The organism is Streptomyces cynarae, from assembly GCF_025642135.1.
Classification (GTDB): Bacteria; Actinomycetota; Actinomycetes; order Streptomycetales; family Streptomycetaceae; genus Streptomyces; species Streptomyces cynarae.
The window spans coordinates 156,931-174,692 of the sequence record NZ_CP106794.1; the positions used below are offsets into that span (position 1 = coordinate 156,931).

12 protein-coding genes and 1 CRISPR repeat array are annotated in these 17,762 nt (G+C 69.2%); of the genes, 4 read left to right on the forward strand and 8 right to left on the reverse strand.

Annotated elements, in window-relative coordinates:
* Window positions 1-1,247: 1,247 nt before the first annotated feature.
* Genes N8I84_RS41760 through N8I84_RS41780 form a run of 5 tightly spaced genes read right to left on the reverse strand, consistent with a single transcriptional unit; the run spans window position 1,248 to window position 6,292 of the window.
* On the reverse strand, window positions 1,248-1,958 hold the full coding sequence (locus N8I84_RS41760; protein WP_263235220.1) for a type I-E CRISPR-associated protein Cas6/Cse3/CasE: 711 nt from the start codon (window positions 1,956-1,958) through the stop codon (window positions 1,248-1,250).
* Complete coding sequence (gene cas5e / locus N8I84_RS41765) at window positions 1,955-2,815, reverse strand: type I-E CRISPR-associated protein Cas5/CasD (RefSeq protein WP_263235222.1); 861 nt, start codon at window positions 2,813-2,815, stop codon at window positions 1,955-1,957. The genes N8I84_RS41760 and cas5e overlap by 4 nt, the downstream gene beginning before the upstream one ends.
* A complete protein-coding gene (locus N8I84_RS41770) occupies window positions 2,812-4,173 on the reverse strand; it encodes a type I-E CRISPR-associated protein Cas7/Cse4/CasC (protein ID WP_263235224.1) in 1,362 nt (453 codons plus the stop codon). The genes cas5e and N8I84_RS41770 overlap by 4 nt, the downstream gene beginning before the upstream one ends.
* Complete coding sequence (gene casB / locus N8I84_RS41775) at window positions 4,170-4,772, reverse strand: type I-E CRISPR-associated protein Cse2/CasB (protein ID WP_263235225.1); 603 nt, start codon at window positions 4,770-4,772, stop codon at window positions 4,170-4,172. Before casB ends, N8I84_RS41770 begins: the two co-directional genes overlap by 4 nt.
* A complete protein-coding gene (locus tag N8I84_RS41780; protein WP_263235226.1) occupies window positions 4,769-6,292 on the reverse strand; it encodes a type I-E CRISPR-associated protein Cse1/CasA in 1,524 nt (507 codons plus the stop codon). Before N8I84_RS41780 ends, casB begins: the two co-directional genes overlap by 4 nt.
* Before the next feature lie 89 nt (window positions 6,293-6,381).
* Here N8I84_RS41780 and N8I84_RS41785 point away from each other — a divergent pair, with 89 nt between their 5' ends.
* Window positions 6,382-9,327 (forward strand): CRISPR-associated endonuclease Cas3'', encoded by a 2,946-nt coding sequence (locus N8I84_RS41785; protein ID WP_263235227.1) that lies wholly within the window; start codon window positions 6,382-6,384, stop codon window positions 9,325-9,327.
* 146 nt (window positions 9,328-9,473) lie between these two features.
* Window positions 9,474-9,926: direct repeats of the CRISPR family, unit length 29 nt; unit sequence CTGCTCCCCGCATCCGCGGGGATGGTCCC.
* A gap of 80 nt (window positions 9,927-10,006) precedes the next feature.
* On the opposite strand, the gene N8I84_RS41790 is transcribed toward N8I84_RS41785, so the two are convergent.
* On the reverse strand, window positions 10,007-10,309 hold the full coding sequence (locus tag N8I84_RS41790; RefSeq protein ID WP_263235229.1) for a nuclear transport factor 2 family protein: 303 nt from the start codon (window positions 10,307-10,309) through the stop codon (window positions 10,007-10,009).
* A gap of 63 nt (window positions 10,310-10,372) precedes the next feature.
* A complete protein-coding gene (locus N8I84_RS41795) occupies window positions 10,373-10,903 on the reverse strand; it encodes a hypothetical protein (RefSeq protein ID WP_263235231.1) in 531 nt (176 codons plus the stop codon).
* A gap of 424 nt (window positions 10,904-11,327) precedes the next feature.
* Here N8I84_RS41795 and N8I84_RS41800 point away from each other — a divergent pair, with 424 nt between their 5' ends.
* Entirely contained in the window at window positions 11,328-12,101 is a 774-nt protein-coding gene (locus N8I84_RS41800) for an 8-oxoguanine DNA glycosylase OGG fold protein (RefSeq protein ID WP_263235232.1), read from the forward strand.
* Window positions 12,102-13,347: 1,246 nt separating this feature from the next.
* On the opposite strand, the gene N8I84_RS41805 is transcribed toward N8I84_RS41800, so the two are convergent.
* The gene (locus tag N8I84_RS41805) at window positions 13,348-15,120 is read right to left on the reverse strand and encodes a hypothetical protein (RefSeq protein WP_263235234.1); all 1,773 of its coding nucleotides are present in this window, start codon (window positions 15,118-15,120) and stop codon (window positions 13,348-13,350) included.
* 1,145 nt (window positions 15,121-16,265) lie between these two features.
* On the opposite strand from N8I84_RS41805, the gene N8I84_RS41810 reads away from it, so the two are divergent.
* On the forward strand, window positions 16,266-16,916 hold the full coding sequence (locus N8I84_RS41810; protein WP_263235235.1) for an HAD family hydrolase: 651 nt from the start codon (window positions 16,266-16,268) through the stop codon (window positions 16,914-16,916).
* A gap of 4 nt (window positions 16,917-16,920) precedes the next feature.
* The gene (locus N8I84_RS41815; RefSeq protein ID WP_263235236.1) at window positions 16,921-17,760 is read left to right on the forward strand and encodes an NAD(P)-dependent oxidoreductase; all 840 of its coding nucleotides are present in this window, start codon (window positions 16,921-16,923) and stop codon (window positions 17,758-17,760) included.
* The last annotated feature ends 2 nt before the right edge of the window (window positions 17,761-17,762 follow it).

Here is a 17,762-nt window from a genome sequence, read left to right on the forward strand (position 1 = left end):
TGACCATCCCCGCGGGCGCGGGGAGCAGCCGCCGAATCCGCCGCTGGCGCCGGCGACGTTGGGACCATCCCCGCGGGTGCGGGGAGCAGCTTTTCACCACGATGCCGGGGATGCCAGACAGGGGACCATCCCTGCGGGCGCGGGGAACAGTTCTCCTCGACCTTCGTGGTGAGCCCCACCTTGGGACCATCCCCGCGGGCGCGGGGAGCAGTGCATACGCTTCAGGACGGGGTTGTCCTTCTGGGGACCATCCCCGCGGGCGCGGGGAGCAGTACGGCTCCGGGTTCTGGCGCCTCAGCCTTCCGGGACCATCCCCGCGGGCGCGGGGAGCAGTCGCCGTGTCCTTTTCCCACACGATGACGTTCGGGACCATCCCCGCGGGCGCGGGGAGCAGCGCAAGCTCCTTCCGCCGTCCTGCCCGGCCAAGAGACCATCCCCGCGGGCGCGGGGAGCAGACCACCGGCTGTGACAAGCGCTGCTGGGTCACGGGGCCATCCCCGCGGGCGCGGGGAGCAGGGCAAGAAGCCCGAGCCGTCGGGCATCGACAAGGGACCATCCCCGCGGGCGCGGGGAGCAGCGCTCCAGGTTCTGCCTGAGCGTCTCCACGTCGGGACCATCCCTGCGGGTGCGGGGAGCAGAACCATGTGGTGTTGGCCAGGCCGATGCCGTCGGGACCATCCCCGCGGGTGCGGGGAGCAGTGCGCGTGCTGGTGCACGTTGCGCCGTACAGCGGGACCATCCCCGCGAGTACGGGGAGCAGCCGGTGACCATCGGCCCGTGGAGGAAAGTCGTGGGACCATTCCCGCGGGTGCGGGCAGCAGACCGTAGCGTCGCTGACACCCGGGAGGTTGATGGGGCCATCCCCGCGGGTGCGGGGAGCGGACGACGCGGTCCTTGAAGGCCCAGCCGGTCTGGGGACCATCCCCGCGGGTGCGGGGAGCAGCCGATCTTCTTCCAAACCTCGACGATCCCCTTGGGACCATCCCCGCGGGCGCCGGGCAGGTAGCTACCGGGTTCGTGCGGCGTAGGGGCGGGACCATCTCCGCGGGTGCGGGGAGCAGGCGGCCAAGACCAGCGCGGCCCTGCAGACCAGGAGACCGTCCCTGTGGGTGCGGAGAGGGATGTGAATTGATGGTGGTCCCTGCCTGCGCGGGGAATCGGTCGATGTCTTCGTGTGCATCTGGCCGATCTCCGCTGGTGCGGAGAATGTGTCCGGCCGGAATCAGGGAGTCCGGCTGGTGGGGATGTTACTTGCGCACGAGGACAAGGCCAACTCCATAAGAGCGGGCTTTGCCGAGTCCCTCGGTGAGGGTGCGGGCGAAGGTGGCAGGGTCGGTGACGGTGAGCTGTCCCCGCACTTCGGCTCGCACGACCTTCAAGCCCTTCTTCACCGTGGAGACGAGGGGCGGCAGCATCGTGGTGGTGAGGCGGGCCGGATCGGCGTCGGCACCGATCCGCTTGATGCTGGACGGCCCGGTGGGGGGCTCGCCTTCAGGCTGGAGCCGCTGCGTGAACCACTCGGCCGCGTGGTGCGGGGACATACTGGCCATTCGCCGTCCGCGTTGTCCTGTCTTGGGGCCGGTGGTGGGCATGACGGCTCGGACGGGGTTGATGAACGCGCGGAAGGTGTAGGTGTCGCCGGCCCTGATGGTCTGGTCGATGCTCATCAGGTGGGGGGCTTCCAGGAGTGCGGCGCGGGGCACAGGTGTCCAGTCGGGGGTGACGCGGGCCTGGGTGATGAGGGTCAGGGTCTGGGTGCGCAGGTTGACAGTCCAGGCGGACAGCAGGCCCATCTGCGCGCGTGCGCTCTCTTCGCCCTCGGGCACCCAGCCCCGGTGGCCACTCATGACGAGGCGGTGCATGTCGTGGACGTCGTTCATGGCGCGGATGACGTCGGGGTGGCGGATGTCGAGGGTGAGGACACTTTGGGTGGCGACGAAGCGCGTGGGGCTACTCACGGGCTGGGCGTCCATTCGATGGTCGGGGTCGGGGTGATGCGGGTGCGGGTTTCCCAGCGGGTGGCATGGGTGCGGTGGTCGGGGTGGAAGGTGACGGGCTGATCGTCGGTGGGCACGGCGCGGGGTGTGCCGGGGGGTGCGTCGATCCAGGCCCAGGGGCGCTCGGTGGTGGCTTCAGGGAGGAGGGGGGCGTGGGTGAGGACATGTTCGAGGGTGCCGGGGTGGACGCCGCCGGAGAGGTCGCCGGTGGGCGGGCAGGACTTGCGGCCGAGCCAGAGGAGCCGGCGGGGGTGCTCGAGGTGATGGGAGATGGTGTTGAGGAGGGTGGTGTCGCGGTGTTCGACGGCGGCGACGAACGCGGCGTCGGCGAGGTACCAGCGTTCGCTGACGGCGGGGTTGCGCAGGACTGCTTTGGCTGCGGTGAGGAGGTGGCCGGTATCGGGGTCGGGCTCGATGTACTTGGGGGCTCCGTACCAGCCGTCGATGAGGTGGTGGCCGAAGTGTGGGCCGGTGGCGTCTTCCAGGGAGGTGGCTTTGGCGGCGCGGCGATGGTCGGTGATGAGGTCGCGGGGGCGCAAGGGGTACGGGCCTCCGCCCACTACGTGGAAGTCGCGGTAGGGGGTGCCGGGGCGGTCGGCGCGGACGCCGTAGCGGAGTTCGGCGAGTGGGCCGAGGGGGTCTTCGCGGTCGTAGCCGAGGGCGGCGGCGATGAGGCCGATGACCGCGGATTTGGTGGGCCGCATGTGGGTGGCGCGGCGCTCGAATGCGCCGGAGGTGCCCCAGGCTTGGAGCGGGGCCGCGAGGCGGATGAGAAGCGTGGCGGCTTCCCTGCCTGCGCGGGGAGTGGTGGTGTTCATGCGGTCAGTTGCTCCAGGGTTGTGGCTTCGGCTGCGGGGAGGGTGCCGTCGGCGGTGAGCTGGTCGATGAGTTCCTGGATGTCGAGGTCGTAGGTGAGGAGACGGCCGGGGGTGGCGTCGGTTCGCTTGGTGGTGATGAGGCGGTGGTGGTCGAGGAGCCTCTTGGCGCCGGCGAGGGCGGCGGGCCCGTCGGAGGTCTCATCGATGTGGCGCTGGAAGGCGCCGGCGTAGAAGTAGGGGCGGGCGCCCTCGTGGGCCAGGACGAGGTTGGGCAGGGTGCCGGTGGATGCGGTGCTGTTGGCCTTGGCGCGGGGGACGGCGTCCACGAATGCCTGGATGAATTCGGCTTCGGCGGCCTGGGCGGCGGTTTCGGCTTCCTCCGCGGTCATGCCGGAGGCCTGAAGGTTGACGCGGAGCTTGTGCCGGTCGAGGGCGGCGTGGCGGTAGAAGGTGCCGGAGATGAGTGACTGATAGCCGGTCATGCCCGCGCCGGCGTTGTCGGCCGCATCGAGGAAGTCGAGTGCGTTCTGCCGGCGTTCGAGCTTGGCGTCGTCGGCGGCGGCGTAGAAATCGTCGATGTGCTCGGCGGGGGCGATGGTGAACGCCCAGGAGTGCTGGGCGGCGCCATCCACGGTGCGGAGTTCTGCGACCTCGGCGAGGAACCGGCCGAAGATGGTGATGTCGATGGCGTCGCGGGGGGCGAATGCGGTGAGGATGCCGGTGCGGAGGTCCTTGGGCAGTGGCGGGATCTTGACCTCCTCTTCCTTGCTGTCTTTGGCGGCGGGCTCGGCCGGGGCGTCGGGATCGGCGGTGGTGGTGGTCTTCTTCCGGGCGTTCTTCTTCGCGTTCTTCTTGGCCTCTTCCCTCGCGGCGGCTTCTGTCTTGGCGGCTGTGTACTCGGTCAGCCACGTGTTGAAGGCGTCGGCGTGGGTGTTGAGATGGTCGGCGATCCGGTCGCCGGAGTCCTCGGGTGCGTAGAAGAGCACCTTGGTCAGGAGGGCGGTGGATTCCTTCTCGCCGAACTTCAGGCCGAGTCCTTCGAGTGCGGCCTTGGCGGCGTAGATGGCCTGGTCGGGGTCCCAGTCGTGGTTCTTCACCAGGGCGTCTCGGGTGAACAGGGCCCATTCGCGGGTGCGCCTGCCGCTGCTGTAGGAGGCGAGGGGGCCTTCGCCCTGGTTGGCGCGGCGGCGGGAGTGGGTGCGTTCGGCGCGTCGGCGGGCCTGGGCGGAGATGGCGGTGCGTTCGGCGCCGCCGTAGACGAACGCTTTCGGCTGGCCGTTCTCGTCGCGGACGGGGAGGGCGGCGGCGAAGGTCTCCAGGGCGTGCAGGGACAGGTACTGGGGCTTGCGGGAGGTCACTTGGCGGCTCCGTTCGTGCGGGCGGTGGTGGTGCGGCGGCGGGTGTAGAAGTCGTCGCCCCATGCTTGAGAGGTGGGGCGTCCGCGGTCGGTCCACTGGGCGAGGTCGGTGATGAGCTGGGCCCATGAAGGCGGCGTGGTCTCGCCGGCGCGGATGCGTTCGATGGCGTGCTGGAGGTGGCGCCAGGGGATCTGGCGGGCCGGGAGGATGCGCATCATGAGGCGTTCAGCGCCCGAGTTGGAGGGGCCTCGGGCTCCGTCGTAGCCGATGGCGCGGATTGCGGTGCCCATGCTGCCGCTGCCGTAGTGGGGTTTGGTTCTGCCTGCGTGGTAGCGAGCGAAGAGGAAGCCGACCTGACGGTAGAGGGCCCGATGTTCTTCCGTGGGGGCGTACGCGCGGGCTTCGAAGTGGGTGGGGCTCTCGGCGGTCGCCGGGCGGCGCAGGTCGGCCAGCTTGCCGTACTGGTGGGTGTGCACGAGGCCGCCTAGCCAGGCGACGTACTGGACGGGTGCGGTCGTCGGTTCGGCGGCGGCCGGGGTGGTCTGCTCGGCGTCGGGTGGGGGGCTTGGGTCGGGGATCTCGAAGAGAGGCAGGGTCATGCGGGCTGCTCCTTCCGCAGGTATGTGGGCGCCTTGCGGGGGTTGTCGAGAATGTCTTCGAGTTTTTCGCGGGCCTCGGTGGAGGCTTTGTGGCCCTGGCTGCTCGGAGGCAGGGAGCGGAGCCGGTCGGTGAGGAAGCGTTCGGCGTTCGCGCGGACCTCTGTGGCGTAACTGGTGAGGGCCTCGGGTACGGGGGTGCCTTCGGCGGTCTCGTCCAAAAGTTCGTGGAAGAGGGGCTCTGTCGCGGCGAAGTGTTCGCCGACGGCTTTGAAGCGGGACAGCTGCTGCTGCTTGTCGGCCGGTTTGGAGTTCGGGTAGGCGATCCGCCAGGCGGCGTAGGCGGCGTCGTCCAGCGCTGTGGCGACGTATTCGGCGATGGCGCAACCTTCCTCGGATGCCTGTCGCAGAGCGGAGTCGCGGCCGGGGATGTACGGGAAGGCGTCGTTGACCCAGGCGATGAGCTTGCCGGGTCTGGCGAGGAGGCCGACGGTCCATAGGGTGACGCGATGACCTTCGGGGAGCATGGCGAGGCGCCCGTAGAGGTCCATGCCCTTTTCCCGGCGTGCGGTGGCCGCGTACAGGGAGTGGGCTTCCCGCCATAGGGCTCGTGCGGCGGACGCTTTGAGGGGGGCGCCCTTTTCGATCACGGCGTCCTGGAGGGCGCTGGCGTGGGTGAGGTCCACGATGTCGCCGGCGCCCATGAGGACACGGTCGACTCCCCAGCTACCGTCGGGCAGTCGCGCAGGCCGGACGAGGATGGACCGGCCCAGAATGCTGTGCAGGTCGGCCGGGCCGTCGGGGACGTGGGCGGTGGGCTTGGCGGTGAAAGAGCGGCGTGGACGGTCGGTCCAGGTGTAGTTGTAGCTGCCGGGGTCGCCGTCATGGGGGTGCAGGTTCAAGCGGAGCGTGTCACCGAGGGTCTTGCCGAGCGCGGTGACGTGGACGCGTTGGCCGGCCCGGCACATGGCCTGGTTGTTGAGGGCGGCGCCGAGGAGGTTGCCGGGGATCATGCCCCGGCCGCCGTTGCCGCACACGTGCTGGGTGATGACGGCCATGAACGCGTCGGCCGCCGTGAGGGGCTCGCCGTGGTGGAGGTGGTGCCGGTCGAAGAACTGCACGTAGTCGCCGACGTGGTGCATGACGATCTGCGAGGTGCCGACGCCGTGTGCGTTCATGAACGGAGCCAGCAGCGCATTCTGGTACAGCGGCCGTTCCGGGTCGAAAAGGTTCCATTGTTCGTCGGGCTGCTGCCTGAGCCAGTCGGCGACGTCGGTGAACGGCCGGCGGCTGGTGACCCAGCCCCGCCATTCGCTGCTGGTCTCCGGGTAGGCGTCGGCCGCGTACGAGACGGCCTTGAGCAGTTCCAGCATGGCGAGGGTCTCGCCGGGATGGCGTCCGGCCACGCCCTGGTGGTCGTCGGCCTTCTCGAACGCCTCGATGAGGCTGAGGCGGCTTGGAAGGCCGGCCGTTGTCAGTGCCGGGAGGCAGGCTTGGGTGCGGGGATCCCAGTACGGAACCACGTCACCTCCTTCAGATGTATCTCATCATGTGCATCGTTGGTTGGGCGTAGCGTGCGGGGCAAAGACGCTAGCAGCGCAAGGAGTTGAGGGTGGGACGTTTCCAACTGTTGCTCCGGGCCGTGGTATTGGCGTGGGGCAAGACCGACCAGAGCGGTGAAAGCGCCCGGCGCGGCGGCCCGGCGTGGACGCCGCTACTCGCCCACCTCCTGGACGTCGCCGCCACGGCGGGCGTCCTGTGGGACCGGCACCTCCCCCCGCACATCCGCCAACGGCTCACCGAGGCGTTCGGCGCCGGAGACGAGGCGATTGCCCGGCAGGTGGTGATGCTGTTGGCAGCCCTCCACGACCTCGGGAAGGCCTCCGACTGCTTCCTCGGACAGTGGCAGCACGGTCCCGGAAAGCCCCAGCTGAAGCCGCAGGCGAAGGCGTGGGAGGAACAGGCGCGCACGGCGGGTCTTCCTCTCGGTGACGACCTGGCCCACGCCTTCTACGCCCGGCACGAGCACATCACCGCCGTCGCGCTGCCCCGGCTGCTGGGCTGCGCCTGCACGGAGTGCGGCGGCACCGGCGAGCGGCATGAGGGACTGCACGATGCCGGGGTGCTGCTCGGCGGCCATCACGGGCACATCCCGCACCCCGAGACCGTCGACCGGGCCCGAGGGGCCGCGCCCGTCGCACAATGGGGCGACGTCCACGCGGCGATCGTGCAGACCGTGGCCGACGCTGTTGGACTCGACCTCGCCACCGTGGCGCAGGTGGTCGATCCGGTGCGTCCGTCGGCGCGGGTCGCGTTCCTTTATCTGGTCTACCTGTCGGACTGGGTCGCCTCCGACACGGAGTTCTTCCACTTCCGCGTCCACGCCACGCCGGTCACCGAGTGGTGGCAGGCCGCCAAGCAAGAGGCCGACCAGGCGGTGCGGGCTCGACGGCTCACCCGCTGGCAGGCGCGGCCCATAACGTGGGAGGAGATGTGGCCCGACACCCCGCTGCCGCGTACATTCCAGGCCGACGGCATGCGGCTCGTATCGGCCGAGGGCCAGGCCATGATCGTCGTGGAGTCGGACACCGGCTCCGGCAAGACGAGGCTGGCGCTGTGGATGGCCCACCACCTGGCACGCACATGCGGGTACAGCGGCCTGTACATGGCGCTGCCCACGAGAGCAGCCGGCAACCAGGTCGCGAAGGAGCTACAGAAGTTCCTGAAGACGGTGCTGGCGCCGGGTGAGGTACGGGACATGGCGCTTGTGCACGGAACCGCCCAGGCCACAGACCTCGTGCACCAGCTGATCGACGCCCACCAAGCGCAGGGGGATCCGCTGACCGACCTGTCCAGCGCGGTGGAGGCGGCCACCTGCACCGACGGCAGCGGCCTTGCAGTGCTGGACCCCTGGTACCTGCGGCGCTGCCTGGCTCTGGTGGCCGGGTTCGGGGTCGGCACAGTCGACCAGATCGCTCTCGCCCCGCAAGGGTCACGGCACTGGGCACTACGGCTGGGTGCGCTGATGTGCAAGATCGTGATCATTGATGAAGCGCACGCCTACGAGCTCTTCCAGCAGGGGCTATTGGGGGCTGCGGTGGAGTGGCTGGCGGAGGGCGGCGCGTCACTGGTGGTGCTGTCGGCCACGCTCCCCCGCAGCATCCGGGACGAGCTGACGGCCGCCTGGCGGCGCGGCCTCGGGATGACCGGCGCCGATGACGGAAGCCGGGGGCCGATCATGGTGATCGACCAAAACGGCCGACTCCGCCGCGGCGGACCCCTCCCCGACGATCCCCAGACGCCGAAGCTGCGGACAGACATCCAACTAACCGAAGACCCGGGCGAAAGAGACCTTGTCGCCGGACTGCTGGACCAGGCCCGCAACGGCGGATGCGTCGTGGTCCGCAGCACGCGGGTCGACCCATGCCGCCTCCGCTACCGGGAAGCAATCCAGCTCGCCCGCGCGAGCGGCTGGCGACCGGACGAGATCCTCATCCTCCACGGAATGCTGCTCCCCCGTCACCGGCTGCTGCTGGAAGCCCGGCTCGCCGACCTCCTCGGACCCGGCCCCAAAGGGCAGCGCAACCCCAACCGGCCCAACCGCCTCCTCGTGTTCGCGACCGGAGTGATCGAACAGTCCCTGGACCTGGACTTCGATCACGGTGTCACCGACCTGTGCCCCATCGACGTCGCCGTACAGTTCCGCGGCCGGATCCACCGGCACGCCGTCAACAACCCGCACCGACCGTCCTGGTGCCGGACAACACGTCTCACCATGCTGTGGCAACAGGACCCGGACGGCCTGCCGATCGTCGAGCCCCCGGACTACCAGGCCGGCCGACCGACCGGCACCTACGACGGCCTGGTCTACGCCCCCTACGTCCTGGCAGCCAGCTGGCACGCCCTCACTCAGCGCCGTGACAGTGACGGGCTAGTGCGGCTTCAGACCCCGCGAGACTCCGCGTGGGCCCTGGAGAGCGTCTACAGCGCCCCCATCCAAGACGCGGGGGCGGTGCAGGGGCTCCTCGACCGCACCCACACCGCCTACCTGGAAGCGCTCGCCGACGAGGCCCGCCAGGCCGAAGCCCGCATGTTCCGCCCGTACACGCGCCGGCGACGAACCCCGGTGGCCACCTACGACCTCGCATCCGGGTACGACCACGGTGACGGCGACAGCGGAGGCGTGACCGGCATCGCGGCCGTATCCCGCCTCGGAGAAGAATCCGTCGACTGCCTGATCCTGTACCAGCAACCGGACGGCACGATCACCTACGACCACGAGGGCCTACTGAAGGCCGACCTCGGCCAGCGCTCCCCTGGCCGGAACGTGACCGCATACCGGCGCCAGCAAAAAGACCTCCTCGCCAACACGCTTGCCATCCCCGCACGCTGGTGGAACGGCCGACGCAGCCTCCAACCGATCACAGACTGGCCCAAGCACCTCCAGCCTGCACTGAGGCGAAGGCCAGCCATCCTCATTGCCCCGGACGGGACGTGCCTCAGCGGGCCTGTCGGCAGGCTCCGCTACGACCACACCACCGGGCTGGAACGCATATGACCACTCACTCCCATCCCCGGCAGAGAGATGCATCTGCACCCTCATCGTCATGCCGGGCAGCGGGTCGGTCTGTTCCGTGCGCCTGCAGGGATGATCCCTACCTGGCCGGCGGGCACGCGCTGGCGATGACAGCGGTCGCCGCAGGCCTGCTCCCCGCACCCGCGGGGATGGTCCCCAGCACCCGCGCACGTGCGAGCAGTGCGTCACTGCTCCCCGCATCCGCGGGGATGGTCCCGCCACTACGCAGCGCGTCGCCGACGACCTCGCCTGCTCCCCGCATCCGCGGGGATGGTCCCACAGGGGCCTCCTATCAGGCACTTTCGCTGGCTGCTCCCCGCACCCGCAGGGATGGTCCCTTATCCGGGTGATCTCCTTCCGAGCCAGGCTCTGCTCCCCGCACCCGCGGGGATGGCCCCTACAACGGCCAGAACAAGCAGGACGCTTGGGCCTGCTCCCCGGACCCGCGGGGATGGTCCCAAGGTCATGGCCGACCCGACGGCCTCACAGCACTGCTCCCCCCACCCGCGGGGATGGACCCTTCGGCATCGGGGGCGTCACCGACAACAACAACTGCTCCCCGCACCCGCGGGGAAGGTCCCTCGCCCAGAGACGGCTCACCAATCACGGTGTGCTGCTCCCCGCGCCTGCGGAGATGGGCGGGCAGGTGCCGACCCTCAGCTCAGGAGGCCCTGGAGTCGGCCGAGGACCTCGCGGGGCGGGTGGCGGGCTGGAAGCGGAAGGAGAGGGCTTCCATCAACGGACGGTGCCGGGTCTTCTGCACGGCGGCGATGCGCCACTGCTCCGTGGCCGCCTCGCGGACCAGTGTGTAGCTCGCCAGCTTGCCCACTCGGGCTGGCCGGGCGCCCTTGTAGGTGTCGCCCCGGGTGAGGACGACGGCGGTCGCGGGCCCGTAGCGGCGGATGGAGACGATCTCCACAGCCAGCTTGGTGCCCCACCCGCCTGGTGCCCGCGCTGCCACCACGCCTTCCTGCTTCACCGCTCTGGGCAGCGCCCGGAGTCAGGTGTTCCGCCTCCCGGGTGGGAGTTAGAGCGCCAGGCGCGTGCGGGCAACCCGCACGAACTCGTCGGTGGCTTCCCACATGTGTTGGGTCTTCTCCTGAGCCTCGGGGTAGTTGCCGTGATCTTCCTGCAGGTGAGGAATCCCCCGGGCGGCTTCCAGAACCCTCGCGGCGGCGACCCGCAATTCGTGGTCGCCCTCAAGTTCCAAAACCAACCCAGCGGCCTGGGTCCGTGTCCCACGCTCGAAGTAGTTTCGCCGCACCTGATCCGGGTCTCTATCGAAGCCTTGTTGATCGAACATGACCAGCGCGTGGTACCGGCGTATGGCATGAACCTGGAGACGGGATGCCTCCACCAACTCGATACACGCGTCCCTCAACACCTCTCGTCTCCACTGCTCGCGCGTGGACTGGGCCTGCCAGCTGGCCTGTTGGAGCATCGCCTGCGCCTGCAGCTTCATGCCGTTGCGTCCGAGCCACGCGGCAGCAATCGCCGCGCCGCCGCCGAAGACGGCGCCGATCAGGGCGCCGAGCAGCGCGGCCCACCCCTGGTCCATGGCTGTCCTTTCCTCTTCGTGCCGTGTGGCTGTCGTCGCCCATAATCAGCGAAAACGTGACAGGGAAGCCTGCCCGCCGATCACTGTTTGCTCACTCAGACAGGCGAACAGGATGGATGTCCCGGCAGTGTTTCGGAAAGCTGCCAGAGACTTCCGATCATGCGCGGGAAGGGGGTCTACTGCTCCTCGCGCCCGCGGGAACGGTCCACTCGTGGACGCGGCTGTCTACCGCAACTACGACTACTCCCAACACCCGCGGGATGGTTCACCCGGAGTGAGGCCCTTCGTAATGGGCGATAGCCGGGCTGGTTCCCGCGACGGATACAACACCGCTATCTGATGTCGGTTTGTCAGTGGTCACTGTCAGCATGGTGGAGAGTTCGGGCTGGGAGGGGGAAGCGTGAGAAGACAGGATCTCGCGGACGTGCTGGACGCCGAGTTGATGAAGCGGATGCTGCCGGCGTCCGCGGTGCAAGCCATGGGTGGGTGGCTGTCTGGAGCCGGTGCTCGGTACGTGTCGGGCGTTGGCGGTCATGCCGTGGAGTATGTTCCCGCGCACTGGGCGGGCATCGAGCCGTGGCCTGGTGGGCTCTCTGAACGGACGCGGCCGAAGGTCTCGGTGGTCAGTCGTGCCCAGGTTGTCGCGGCTTTGCGAGCGGCAGTGGAACGTGGAGAGTGGTCTGAGGCTCTGGTGGCTTCGTATGTGTGGGGTCAGGGCAGAACGGGATATGGTCCCCACCGCCTCAAGGACATCTTGGCGGAGCCGACGATCGTCCCTGCGCTGGCACTGGCAACTGCGGTGCTTCGCGAGGAGGGCGCGGTTGCGGCGTACCGTGTCATGTACGGGGCGGTGAAAGGACTGGGCCCGGCGTTCTTCACCAAGTTCCTCTATTTCCTTAACTTGGCAATGGATGCTCCGAGTGCCTCTCGTGCGCTGATTCTGGATCAGAGGGTCGCGCGGGTCCTGCGAGCTCATGCCACGAGGGTCGGGTTGAGCATGGGACTGGAGTCGGCGGATTCTGTAGCGGCCTGGATCTGGTCGGACGCTGGCTGGACACCACACCGCTATGGCGTCTATTTGCGGTGGATGACGGCCGCAGCTGGACAGCTGGCCTCGTCTGGGATCGGGTGGCCTGACTCGAGCCCGGACCTGCTGGAACTAGCAATGTTCAATGGAATTTGGGACCCAATGGCCTGACTGGACGGCGAAGCGGAACGCGTGCGTCTCTCCTGCGTCAGTCGCGTACGCCTGCTCGCCACCCCCAGGGGGATGGTCGCCCGGCAGGCAAGGCGTTCCTCGATCTGGGCGGCTGCTCCCCGCACCGCGGGGATGGTCCCGAGCCGTACTTCAGCTCGCTGGGCGACCCGGCCTGCTCCCCGCACCCGCGGGGATGGTCCCGCGCCGGCTGGTGGCGTCACGGTGCCCATCGACTGCTCCCCGCGCCTGCGGGGATGGTCCCGGCGAGGATCCGTGGGAACTGCTCTGGTGGGACTGCTCTCCGCACCCGCGGGGATGGTCCCCACCAGTGGTCCGTCTCGGGCGGGATGTCGGGCTGCTCCCCGCACCCCCCGGCGGGGATGGTCCCTCGTCCACCAGCCGGATATCGGTCTGGGCACCCTGCTCCCCGCGCCCGCGGGGATGGTCCCAGCTACGGCGTTCCGGAGACCGAGGACGACGGCTCCTCCCCGTACCTGCGGGATGGTCCCGCCGTGCGGGCCTGCGACGATCACGTACCGCTCTGCTCCCCGCGCCCCGGGGATGGTCCCACGTACCCGGGCCGGGATCTCTCCCAGGTCGGCTGCTACCCGCACCTGCGGGGATGGTCCCCAGGGCACGGGCCCGATCGTGTCCATACCCGCCTGCTCCCCGCACCCGCAGGGATGGGACGTGCATGCTGTCGAGCACTGTCGCCGCGCCCAGTGCTGGGGGTGCCCCTATCTCTTTGGTCAAGCCGTGTGGGCGTCTGAGGGGCCTTCGGTAGAAGCGTCAGTCGTGTCGGCTCCGGCGTGGCCCGGCAGGCTAAGAGGGTTAGCGCAGGGCGGCGAGGGTCCGGCAAGGTCAGAACGGCCGGGTGCTGCAATCGCGGCCCCAGCACCCGCTCCAGCGAGGGGTGGATATGGGTCAGTTCCGTGCACACGGTGAGGTGGCCGGATTCGGCGTCGTACCCGACGGCCGCGACGTGCCCGGCGCGCTCTGGGGCGATGGCTGCCCACTGCTCTCGCGCAGCGTGGCGCCGGCGGCCGTGATCTCCCAGGCCCGCTCGGTGACTAGTGCACCGAGCACGTCGCCCAGGCCCACTGGGTCGCGCCCGTCCCGCCGGACCGGTGTCCCGGCTTGGGGCTTCGGCTTTGCCGCGCGGCCGCCGTTCTCGCGGGCCGCTTCCTTCGCGGCGCGGAGTGCGACGCGGGCCAATCGACGCCACTGAGCTGCGTGTTGTGGGGCATCAGGCCACTTCCTCGGAGAGCTCCTGGACCAGGTGGCGGGCACACACGCTGCGGGTCGGCAGAGCCTCACGGCCGCACGGGACATCGCCGTCGCGGCCCGAGCAGATCGGCCTCACAGCCGCAGCCGCGGATGAGAGCGCGGGCGCGTCGGCAGCGGCTTCCTCGCGGCACAGCTTGCACAGGCCGTCCTCGAGTGCGGGGCCGGTCAGCATGATCCGCGCGCCGCAGTCGCCGCAGGAACCGCGCCGCGGACCCTCCAGCACGCGCGGGGCCGGGACGGGAGCAGGCTGGTGGATCGCGTCGTCCAGCTTGCACGCTGCGCAGCGCCCCGAAGCGCCGGGGCGAGTGCCGTGCTCGGGGCACAGGCCCTCGGTGACGCGATGGGCGCGCTTCCGGGCGGCGGCCTTGTCGTGGCCGATCTCCGTGCAGATCTCGCAGGCCGCACCGGTCCGCCAGATCACGCCGGACTCGCAGTCCTGGTAGCCGCAGCCCCAGCGGGGCAGGGCCACCCCGAGCAGCCAGCGGCCCGGGTCGCGGATGTCGGAGAGCATCACCTTGGCCAGCCGGGTGGTCAGCCGGTGCTGCAGCCGCTCGGGAGCGGTGCCTTCGCGCAGCTGGCGGCCCACCTCACGTGCGATCTTCCTCAGCACGAACGTGTTGTTCACCCGCTCCAGCAGCACGTGGACCGGCTCCAGCACGGCGTAGATCTGCGGGCTCATCGCCAGCTGCGGGCCATCGTACGAAGGCCGGGAAACGGCTCCGTTACGGCTGCTGTTGTTCTTCGGCTTCGAGAAGAAGGGCTGGTTCTGTCCATCCGCGCGAAGCGCGACACCACGGTCACCCCCCAGCAGCGCGGCTTCACCGCCAGCCGGGTTTTCCACAGGCGAAGCGCCCTTACCTACCGGTACCTCGCCTACGGCGGGTGAGACGAGTGCACGCGCGTCATCCGGTGAGTCAGTCCTAGGTGCTTCCCTATACGCGAGGGATCCCTCACCAACCGGCGAACCCGATCCCTCACCAACTTGGGAACTGGTCGCCTTCTCGGAACCACAGTCCACAGGCGTTTCCACCGCCGCGTCGGCCATCGGACCGGCACCCGCCGGGCGGGCCTCCGGGGCAATGTCGTGCGCGACGTACCGGTGACGCCCCCGCTCCCCCGCACGACGCTGCACCGTCACCCAGCGCGCAGCCTCCACCTCGTCCACGACCACCGAGGCCGCCGTCACCGACAGCGGCTGCCCAGCCTTCTTGCCTGAGTGATGCCGCAGCCCGGACGCCAGCTCCGCCTCCGTCAGCGCGATCCCCCGCACCTGCGCATACGCGATCAGCGCGTACGCCCGCAGCTGCCGGGGCGTGAGGTCCTCCGCGGCCGCCACCGGCACCCACACGAACGCCTCCGTAGGCGACATCGTCCGCACTGTCCGCACTGCAGACTGCCCCCGGCCGCCCGGCAGCGTTCGCCGATCCGAGCGCAGCTCCACCACACCATCCGGTCCCGGACGGCGCAGCTGCTTCATCCCGCGTTCCACCGACGCCGGCGACAGCCCCAGGTACGAAGCGATCGTCTCCGTCTTCGCCTGGCACCCCTCCGGGCGCGAAGCCAGCGCCTTCACCTTCACATAGACCGACAACGCCACGTCCTGGTAATGCGGCGACCAGACCAGACGCATCGGCACCCGAACCCGCTGACGCCGAACCGGCACGGTCTTGTCCACGGACTTGTCGATGAACCCTGGCAGCGTCGCGGCCGCCGCTGCTACAGCCGCGCTCATCGGCTCGCTCCAACCGACACACGCTTGGCGATCACCAGGCGAGCTTCACCCGAGCGGCCTGTGGACAGATTCTGAGGAGCAGCGGCAAACCTGTGGGCAGCGGTCGGCCGGACAAGGGGGCGCGGGCGTGCCACCGCGCGAGACACGTAACCGGCCTGCTGCACGATGGGACTTATAGGGCGAATCGGGCTGTGAAATCCGTCAAGACGGGACGTCACGAAAGTGCAAACATGGATGAAACGGTCATGAGTGGGCTGGCGAAAGCCCGAGCGGTCGTGCAGAATGACACCGCTCCTCTCTATGGGAGTGGGCACAACGAAGCCCCGATTCGGGTGCTTCGGGTTCATGGGAGAACCGAGAGGTGAACCGTGCGGCCGGGTGCGAACCGGCCGGGCGATCCCTTCGGAGGGCCTGCGAAACCCTCCGGTGGCAGATGGGGCGTCAGTCGAGGTGACTGCGAATCACCTGGGAGCTGGACGTCCCGGGCGGCTAAGCCGCCCGTCGATCTAACTCACGCCGTCCCCCTCAGACGAGGGGCAGACGGCTGTGCACAGCACAAAGGCCCCGCTGAAGGGCCAGCCTGCGATCTTGCGCTGCTGGCGCCACGGCGGGGTGCTGTGTGTACGGGGCAGGGTGCGGGTACCCTGATGCATGTCGATCACCTTGACTCGCTGAAGGGGTGGTCGGCCGACCATCGGACTCCTTCCACAAAGTCCGTTGGTCCGCCCCCTCGACTTGCTCAAGGTCGTGGGGGCCATTTTCTTTTGATCAAGCTCGGAGACACGATACTCCCGCGGCGTGGTGTTGGGGGCGGCCGGGGCCGACGTGTCGTCAGCTAGCTCGTAGCTCACGCCTTCTGGACTGGCGACGCAGCCGCGCCTACGTACGAGCATCTCCACACCCCCCGTTAACACGGCACAGCAAAGCCACCCGCAAACATCGCCAGCAGCTCGGTAAATCGTATACGCGCAGGTCGAATTGGTAGTAGCCCCAAATTCATCATGCGATGAGGACACCGCAAAACAGATTTGCGTGAATACCGAGCCGCCTCCCACGGGACGGGAAACAATCCATTCACGCTTCCCGTCTGACGGGCCGGGGCGGACAGAGTAGGTAGTGAGCCGTCCCAGGTAAGGTCCGTGTCCGTGGCCCGACTCGTTCTCTTCGACCTGGACAACACCCTTGTCGACCGGCACGCCGCCGTCCCGGCGTGCCTGACCGCGTTCTGTACGGCAGCCGGCTTTGGCTCGGACATCAAGGCGTGGCTCACCGCCGAACTCGCCGAGCGCGCGGTCCCGGACGACTTCGCCCGACTCCGCGCTGCTTTCAGGCTCAGCGAGCCAGCGGACAAGCTGTGGCGTGCCTACGTCGACGCCATGGCGGGCGCCGTGTCCTGCCGTCCCGAGATCCTTACGGCACTGGGCAGCCTGCGTGAAGGTGGCTGGACGATCGGCGTGGTGACGAACGGCGCCTCGGACATCCAACTTGCGAAGCTCCGTGCCACGGGTGTCCACGATCTGGTCGACGGCGTCGCGGTCTCCGGCGACCTGGAGATTCGAAAGCCGGACCCGCGCCTCTTCGAACTCGCTTCCTCTCGCTGCGGCGTGAGCCTCGCCGACGGCGGATGGATGATCGGCGACAATCCCGCCGGGGATATAGGCGGCGGACACCAGGCCGGCCTGCACACCATCTGGCTGCGCGGCCGACCCTGGCCTGACGGCCTCGCCGCGGCACACCACACCGTCGATGACGTCACCCAGGCCATCGCCATCCTGCTCAACAAGACTCTGGAGTAGCACCGTGAACCAGCCCACCGTCGGCATCCTCCACCCTGGCAGCATGGGCGCCGCCATCGCCGCCTGCGCTGCGACGAACGCCGCCACGGTGCTGTGGTGCGCGGACGGACGCAGCCCGGCCTCCACCGCGCGAGCTGAGAAGGCTGGCCTGACATCGGTGGCCACGCTGCCGGAACTTCTGGACCGCAGCGACATCGTCATCAGCCTCTGCCCGCCGGCCGCCGCCGAAGACCTCGCGCGCGACGTTGCCCAGGCCGGGGTCGCGCGCGTGTACGTGGAGGCCAACGCGATCAACCCCGAGCGAGCAGCGCGCATCGCCGGGCTACTCGCGCCAGAGGCCACCGTCGTCGACGCCAGCGTCGTCGGCTCCCCGCCCGTACGCGGTAAGACACCGACTCTGTACCTGTCCGGCCCGCCCGCGGAGACCGCCCAGCTCGAAGAACTCTTCGCAGGCACTGCCGTCCGGACCAAGGTCTTGGGCGGCGAGATTGGGCAGGCGTCTGCGCTCAAGCTCGCGTACGCGGCGTACCAGAAGGCCAGCCGTGTCCTGGTGGCGCTCGCGACCGGGTTGGCCCGCGAGCACGGCGTCGACCAGGAGCTCATCGGCATCGCCTCGCGGCGCACTACCTCATACCTATCTGAGCCCGAGTACATTGCGAAAACCGCCGCCCGCGCGTGGCGTTGGGGACCGGAGCTGCAGGAAGCCGCCGACATGCTCGCAGCCGCGGGCCTTCCACCGGAGATGCTGCGCGCGGCCGCGACTACGCTGGCACGGTGGGACGATGTCAAGGACGCCAGCGAGCTCACGCTCACCGACGCCCTGGATCGCCTCGCCCAGTCGTGACC

Excerpts from the sequence above, each read along its gene's own strand:
- N8I84_RS41805 (WP_263235234.1), bottom strand. The coding sequence starts at position 15,120 with ATGAGCGCGGCTGTAGCAGCGGCGGCCGCGACGCTGCCAGGGTTCATC.
- N8I84_RS41795 (WP_263235231.1), bottom strand. The coding sequence starts at position 10,903 with ATGGACCAGGGGTGGGCCGCGCTGCTCGGCGCCCTGATCGGCGCCGTC.
- casB (WP_263235225.1), bottom strand. The coding sequence starts at position 4,772 with ATGACCCTGCCTCTCTTCGAGATCCCCGACCCAAGCCCCCCACCCGAC.
- cas5e (WP_263235222.1), bottom strand. The coding sequence starts at position 2,815 with ATGAACACCACCACTCCCCGCGCAGGCAGGGAAGCCGCCACGCTTCTC.